6 protein-coding genes, 1 rRNA gene and 1 pseudogene are annotated in these 6,956 nt (G+C 73.8%); 2 read left to right on the top strand and 6 right to left on the bottom strand.

What is annotated here, in order from left to right; genetic code table 11:
• Positions 1-555, bottom strand: a 555-nt coding sequence (locus ABD369_RS39650; protein ID WP_344641504.1) for a hypothetical protein, incomplete at its 3' end; no start/stop codon positions are given.
• A gap of 211 nt (positions 556-766) precedes the next feature.
• Between ABD369_RS39650 and ABD369_RS39645 the strand changes: the two genes are divergently transcribed.
• Positions 767-1,114 (top strand): sterol-binding protein, encoded by a 348-nt coding sequence (locus ABD369_RS39645; protein WP_344641503.1) that lies wholly within the window; start codon positions 767-769, stop codon positions 1,112-1,114.
• Positions 1,115-1,145: 31 nt separating this feature from the next.
• Here the strand turns inward: ABD369_RS39645 and ABD369_RS39640 are convergent, their stop codons facing one another.
• Positions 1,146-2,189 (bottom strand): HAD-IIA family hydrolase, encoded by a 1,044-nt coding sequence (locus ABD369_RS39640; protein WP_344641502.1) that lies wholly within the window; start codon positions 2,187-2,189, stop codon positions 1,146-1,148.
• A gap of 68 nt (positions 2,190-2,257) precedes the next feature.
• Entirely contained in the window at positions 2,258-2,770 is a 513-nt protein-coding gene (locus ABD369_RS39635) for a tetratricopeptide repeat protein (protein WP_344641501.1), read from the bottom strand.
• 138 nt (positions 2,771-2,908) lie between these two features.
• Here ABD369_RS39635 and ABD369_RS39630 point away from each other — a divergent pair, with 138 nt between their 5' ends.
• Positions 2,909-4,279, top strand: coding sequence for a DUF1015 family protein (locus tag ABD369_RS39630; RefSeq protein WP_344641500.1), 1,371 nt, complete (start codon positions 2,909-2,911; stop codon positions 4,277-4,279).
• Positions 4,280-4,435: 156 nt separating this feature from the next.
• Here the strand turns inward: ABD369_RS39630 and ABD369_RS39625 are convergent, their stop codons facing one another.
• From ABD369_RS39625 to rrf, 3 genes and pseudogenes are all read right to left on the bottom strand, one after another.
• Complete coding sequence (locus ABD369_RS39625; RefSeq protein ID WP_425557883.1) at positions 4,436-5,251, bottom strand: tetratricopeptide repeat protein; 816 nt, start codon at positions 5,249-5,251, stop codon at positions 4,436-4,438.
• A 528-nt stretch (positions 5,252-5,779) separates the two neighbouring features.
• A pseudogene (locus ABD369_RS41495) lies at positions 5,780-6,358 on the bottom strand (DEAD/DEAH box helicase); the annotation flags it as partial.
• Between the two features lie 510 nt (positions 6,359-6,868).
• Positions 6,869-6,956, bottom strand: a 5S ribosomal RNA gene (rrf, locus tag ABD369_RS39615); the annotation flags it as partial.

The raw sequence follows: 6,956 nt of genomic DNA, 5'->3' as shown, positions 1-6,956 counted from the left end.
CGCACCGGCCCCGGCGGCCGGCCGCTTCGCCGCCGCCGGCTTCGCCGCGGCCCGCCGCGCAGGCGCAGGCGCAGGCGCGGGCGCGGGCCGCCCGGCCGTCGCGGTGCCGTTCACCTCGTCGGCCTTCGCCGGCTCGGCCGCCCGCTCGTCCCAGCCCGCCTCGAACAGCCCGGCGGCGCGCGCCTCGGGCTTGCTCTCCGGAGGAAGGTGGGGCTGCTCCTCCACCTCGCGCAGCTTGCTCTCCAGGTAGCTGAGCACCACGCCCACCTTGACCACCTGGTCGCCGACCCGCTCGAAGACCTTCTCCACCTCGCCACGGGCCACCCCCACCGCGAGATCCAGACCGGCCCGGCCGGCCGTCACCGCCTCCCCCGCCAGCGTCTGCAACGACCTGGCCGACGGCGGGAACTGCTCGCTCACGGTCCGCTCGATCGCCGCGACGTCCACGCCGCCGCGCTCCAGCAGTCCGGTGGCCGCGCCCACGACCCGCTTGCCGGTCTCCTCGGCCAGCTCGGTGGCCACCACCACGACTCCCCGTACCGCATCCCGCAGCATCCCGAGTGCCTCCTTAGTGCCTCGCACCGACTGCGACCCCGGCCCGGTGACCACGCTGTGCAGCCGGACCTGGCCCACCACATCCACGACGCTACCGCCTCGGATCCGCCCTACGCTGCCGCTGCCGCCCGGCCGGGTTCCGGCACTGCTGCGATAGCGTGGACGGTCGGCGCCTTGAAACAGGAGGCGGGCAGACGGGAGACCAGCAGTCATGGCCACGATCGAGCAGTGCCGGCAGGCGCTGGAGCAGTTCAGCAGCAACCTCGGCAACGCGGACGGCGACGCCCGCAAGGCCGCGGCCCTCGACCGCTCCCTCACCTGCTGGATCACCGACCTCGACCTGACCTTCTCCGGCCGCCTCAAGGACAGCCGGATCACCGACATGGTCGAGATCCCCGGCCCGCCGCCCGCCAAGGCCGAGATCCGCCTCTCCATGACCGGCGACGACCTGGTCGCCATGGTCGGCGGACAGCTCAACTTCGCCGCTGCCTGGGCCGGCGGCCGGGTCCGGCTTGAGGCCGGCTTCCGCGACCTGCTGCGCCTGCGTTCGCTGCTCTGACTCCCCCGGGGGTCGGCCGGGTAGGGCGCCGCTACAGCCCCAGCTCGGCGAGCGCCTTGCTGCCGTCCACCGCCGAGCCGCCCGCGTCCGCCGCCGTCCAGGCCGCCGCGCACAGCGCCCGCAGACCGTCGTACGGGGCCTGTCCGCCGCCGCTCAGCCGCAGCTCCCCGTTGTCCGCCCACGCCTGGTACCCGCCGCAGCCGTAGCGCCCATAGCCCAGCGCCGCCACCTCCGGCTGGCCGGTCAGCAGGCCGCGCAGGTCGGCCGCGACGTATGTGGGCCGGTGCCGGGCCGGGGCCGCCAGCAGCTGGGCGGGGGTGGTGACACCGGTGAACACCAGCAGGCTGTCGACACCGCCGTTGTAGGCGCCCTCGATGTCGGTGTCGAGGCGGTCGCCGACCACCAGCGGATGCTTCGCGCCGGTCCGGATCACCGTCTCCCGGTGCATCGGCGGCAGCGGCTTGCCCGCCACCTCGGGCTCGACGCCGGTCGCGGTGCGGACCGCCGCCACCAGCGTGCCGTTCCCGGGGGCGATGCCCCGGGCGGTGGGGATCGTCAGGTCGGTGTTGGACACCACCCAGGGCAGCCCGCCCGCCACCGCGTAGGAGGCCTCGGCGAGGTGCTGCCAGCCGACCGACGGGTCGTAGCCCTGGACCACCGCGAGCGGCCCGTCCGCCAGCGACCGGACCGGCACCAGGCCGCGCTCGACGAGCGCCTCCTCCAGGCCCGCGCCGCCGACCACCAGCACCTTGGCGCCGGCCGGAACCATCGAAGCCACGAGTCGGGCCGCCGCCTGCGCCGAGTTGATCACGTCGGCGGCCTCGGCCGGGATGCCCAGCTCGGTCAGGTGGCCGGCCACCGCCCGGGGCGGCCGGGAGGCGTTGTTGGTCACGTACGCCAGCCGCATCCCGGCCGCGCGGGCCGCCGCCAGCGACTCCACCGCGTGCGGGATCGCGTGCGCTCCGGCGTACACCACACCGTCGAGGTCGAGCAGCGCCGTGTCGTACGCCTCGGTCAGCGGGCGGTCACAGCCCCCCGGAGCGGTACGTGCCTGGCCGGCTGCGGTGTCCGTCATCAGTCCTCTACCTCATCCTCTTGCTCATCGTCGTACCGGCCGCACTCGGCCCGGCCCGCCCCGCGGCGTCACCCGGCCTGCCCGTCCTCCGGCGGCGCCGAGTACCCGGGCGCACCTGGCAGCAGCGGTCCGTAGGCACCGGCGCGGGCCGCCAGCGTCGCCCTGGTCTGCCGCAGCGCGGCCCGGTAGTGGTCCGCCTCCGGCCGCATGGCGACCGCCAGGGCCAGGTGCTCGACGGACGTCTCGAAGTCGCCCAACCGGGCCGCCGAGACACCCCACCCGAACTGAGCGTAGTCGTCCGTCGGATCGGCCAGCGCCACCGCCCGGAAGTTCTCCAGCGCCGACTCGAACAGCCCGGCGCTGAACTGCGCCCTCGCCAGCGTCTCCCGGATGCTCCGCGAATGCGGCTCCGCCTCGGCCGCACGCGAAAGCAACTGCTCGGCCGCCGCCGGGTGGCCCTGTTCCAGCAGCCGCGCCCCGCGCCGGAACCAGTCGTACACGCCGCCCTTCGGCGCCCCGGGCCCGCCCTGCGCCGGAACGTCGGCGCCCCCGCCGTTCGCCTGCTTCTGCCCGTCACTCATCCCGTACCCCGTCTCCAATCCGAACCCGGCCCCAGGTGCCGCCGTCGGTGCCGGGCACGACCCGTTCCCGACGAGCCGGCCGTGGCACTGTGATCTACGAGATCTCCCAACAACGCGTACTTGGTTACGATGCCCAGAATGAGCACACCCAGTGCAGACACAGGAGCAGAGGCTCCAGCGGGCGGCCCCGGTGACCCCGGCCACGTCGCCACTGCGGGGCTGTCCCTCTCACCGTTCCGCGCCCTGCGATACGTCCCCGACCGGGTCGGTACGCTCGCCGCGGTCACCTCGCCCCCGTACGACGTGGTGGATCCTGGGCGGCGGCTCGACCTGGAGACCGCCGACCCCCACAACATCGTCCGGCTCATCCTTCCCAGGCCCGAACCCGAGGACACCGGCGACCGCCCCGACCGCGACACCCGCTACCGGCACGCCGCCCGGCTGCTCGCCGAGTGGCAGCGCGAGGGCGTCCTCGCCCCCGACCCGGAACCGGCCCTGTACGTCTACGAGCAGCGCACCGCCGAGGACGGCCCCGGCGGCGGCGCCCTGCAGCGCGGCCTGATCGGCGCACTGGCGGTCAGCGGCCGGGAGGCCGGCGTGGTACTGCCGCACGAGGACGTGATGCCCCGCCCGGTCGCAGACCGGGTCGGTCTGATGCGGACCACCCGGGCCAACCTGGAACCGCTGCTGCTCACCTACCGGGGCAACGGCGGTGCGGCCGAGGTGATCGAACGGGCCGTCCTCGGCGAGCCACTGCTCACCACGACCACCAGCGACGGCACCCACCACCGCCTGTGGGCCGTCACCGACCCCGCCGAACTGGCCGCGGTCAGCCGCGACCTCGCCACCTGCAGGGCCCTGATCGCGGACGGCCACCACCGCTGGGAGATGTACCTGCGCCTCCAGCGCGAGCACCGGCACCTGCCGCTCAGCCCGTGGGACCGTGGCTTGGTACTGCTGGTCGACACCGCCCGCTACCCGCTCCGGGTCCGGGCCATCCACCGGGTGCTGTACCGGCTTCCGATCACCGAGGCGCTCGCCCGGCTCGGCGACCACTGGCAGCTCAAGGAGGTCCCCGGCCCGCTGGAGACGGCCCTCCAGGCACTGGCCGAGGCCAAGCAGCACGCCGGCAACGCCTTCCTGCTGACCGGCGGCGACGGCATGTACCGGCTGCTCATCGAGCCGGACGAGGAACTGGTCGCCGCCACCGTGGCCACCGGCAAGCCCGAGGAGTGGCGCCGCCTGGACGCCACCGTCCTGCACGCCACCCTGCTCGACCACGTGTGGCGGATCCCCGACGGCCCCGACGACATCGGCTACCTGCACAGCGCCGAGGCCGCCGAGCGCGAGGCCGCCCGGAGCGGGGGCACGGCGGTCCTGCTCCACCCGGTCAAGGAGAGCGTGGTCCGGCGGCTGGCCGAACAGGGTGTGATGATGCCCCGGAAGTCCACCTCCTTCGGGCCCAAGCCGGCCACCGGGCTGGTCCTGCGCAGCCTCGCGCTCGGCTGACGCCGCCCGGCGGGCCGGCTTCGCGGGTCCCGATCCGGTGGCCCGGCGGTCTGGTCCGATGGGACCTGGCGAATACGCCGGAGGCCCGGCCGGTACGCACGGGATGTGCGTACCGGCCGGGCCTCCGGCGTTGTGCGTGCGCGGACGCGGGGCGGACTACTTCTTGGCCTCGCCCTCGACGTCCTCCTCGATCTCGACGTCGTCCTCGTCGTAGTACTCCTCGACGTCTTCCTCGTCCTCGAAGATCACCCGGTCCTCGCCGGTGTCGTCGATCGCGATCTTGCGACGGACCGGCTCCGCCTCGGCCTCAGCGCCCTGCCCGGCCTCCTCCAGCTCCGGGTCGAGCGCGTCGACGAACTCCAGGCCGTCGATCTCGGCCAGCCGCTCGGAGGCGTTGGTGACACCGTCGGTGTCGGCGTCGGCCGCCTTGGCGAACCAGTCGCGGGCCTCTTCCGCCCGGCCGGCCGCGATCAGCGCCTCGGCGTAGGCATAGCGCAGGCGGGCGGTCCACGGGTGGATCGAGCTGGATGCCAGCTCCGGGCTCTGCAGCGTCACCACGGCGGCGTCGAACTGCTCCATGTCGCTGCGGGCACCCGCTGCGACCAGGCGCATCTCGACCTGGCCGGCCTTGTCCAGCTGCTTCACCTCGGGCTCCCCGGCCATCGCCAGCGCCCGCTCCGGACGGCCCAGACCACGCTCGCAGTCCGCCATCACCGGCCACAGGTCCGCCCGCCCGGTCATCCGCCGCGCCGCCCGGAACTCGGTCAGCGCCTCGGAGTACCGCTGCGTCATGTACGAGGCGAAGCCCGCCGCCTCACGGACCGAGGCGACACGCGAGGCCAGCCGCAGCGCGACCCGCGAGTACTTGTACGCCTCCTCCGGCTCGCTGTCGAGCAGTCGGGCGACCATCACCAGGTTGCGGGCGACGTCGTCCGCGAGCGTCTTCGGCAGGCTCTTCAGGTCCTGGCGCACATCCGCGTCGATCTCGAAGCCCGTGACGTCGTCCGGGATCGGCAGCCGGTGGACCGGCTCGTGGTTGCCACGGCGGTCGTCGTAGTCCCGGCGGTCGTCACGCCGGTCGTCCCGGCGGAAGCCACCGCCGTGCGAGCGGTCGTCACGGCGGAACCCGCCGCCCCGGCCCTCGCGGCCCTCGTGCGGCCGGCCGCCTCGGTAGCCGCCGCGGTCGTCGCGGTCACGGCCATAGCCGCCCGACGGACGGTCATCCCGGCGGAAGCCGCCACCCTGCGGACGCTCGTCCCGACGCGGACGGTCCTCACGGAAACCACCCGACGGACGCTCGTCCCGGCGGAAACCACCGGAGGGGCGGTCGTCGCGGTCACGGCCGTACCCGCCCGACGGACGGTCATCCCGGCGGAAGCCACCGCCCTGCGGACGCTCGTCCCGACGCGGACGGTCCTCACGGAAACCACCCGACGGGCGGTCGTCGCGGCGGAAGCCGCCACCCTGCGGACGGTCATCCCGGCGGAAGCCGCCGCGGTCGTCACGGTCACGGCCATGGCCGCCACCCTGCGGACGCTCGTCCCGACGCGGACGGTCCTCACGGAAACCACCCGACGGACGCTCGTCCCGACGGAAACCACCGGAGGGGCGGTCGTCACGGCGGAAGCCGCCGCCCTGCGGACGGTCATCCCGACGGAAACCACCGCGGTCGTCACGGTCACGGCCGTACCCGCCCTGCGGACGGTCATCCCGGCGGAAACCACCGGAGGGGCGGTCGTCACGGTCACGGCCATAGCCACCCGACGGACGGTCATCCCGGCGGAAGCCACCGCCCTGCGGACGCTCGTCCCGACGCGGACGGTCCTCACGGAAACCACCCGACGGACGCTCGTCACGGCGGAAGCCACCGGCCTGCGGACGGTCATCCCGGCGGAAACCACCGCGGTCGTCACGGTCACGGCCATAGCCACCCGACGGACGGTCGTCGCGACGGAAGCCACCGGCCTGCGGACGGTCATCCCGGCGGAAACCACCGCGGTCGTCACGGTCACGGCCATAGCCACCCGACGGACGGTCATCCCGGCGGAAGCCACCGCCCTGAGGACGCTCGTCCCGACGCGGACGGTCCTCACGGAAACCACCGGAGGGGCGGTCGTCACGGCGGAAGCCGCCACCCTGCGGACGGTCGTCACGGCGGAAACCACCGCGGTCGTCACGGTCACGGCCATAGCCGCCGGAGGGGCGATCGTCGCGACGGTAGCCACCACGGTCGCGGTCGGAACGATCGTCGCGACGGTACCCGCCACGGTCGTTCGACCAGCCCCCGCGTGACCGGGGCTCGTAGCCGCCGCCGTCGTCCGATCGACGCTCGGGACGGTCCTGGGGCGGGTTCGACATCGTGGTGACTCCTGTCTGCTGCTTCAAACTCCACCACCCCGGTTCCGGCGACACGTTCGCCCCGCGGCGGTGCGGTGCCGGCCACGTGACCGGACACCATCTCCATTGTCCGGCATCCGCTCCCGTACCGCGTTCGGGCGGTACGGCGGACTGGCCGGGTCAAACACGTTCTGACACGCAAAAAAGCCGTGGCCCCCAGCGAGTCGCTGGGGGCCACGGCTTTGAATAATTGTTCGGCGGCGTCCTACTCTCCCACAGGGTCCCCCCTGCAGTACCATCGGCGCTGTGAGGCTTAGCTTCCGGGTTCGGAATGTAACCG

It is taken from the genome of Kitasatospora cystarginea (assembly GCF_039533515.1).
Lineage (GTDB): Bacteria > Actinomycetota > Actinomycetes > Streptomycetales > Streptomycetaceae > Kitasatospora > Kitasatospora cystarginea.
Note: the sequence above shows the minus strand (reverse complement) of the source record. Positions and strands in the feature narration are given on the sequence as shown.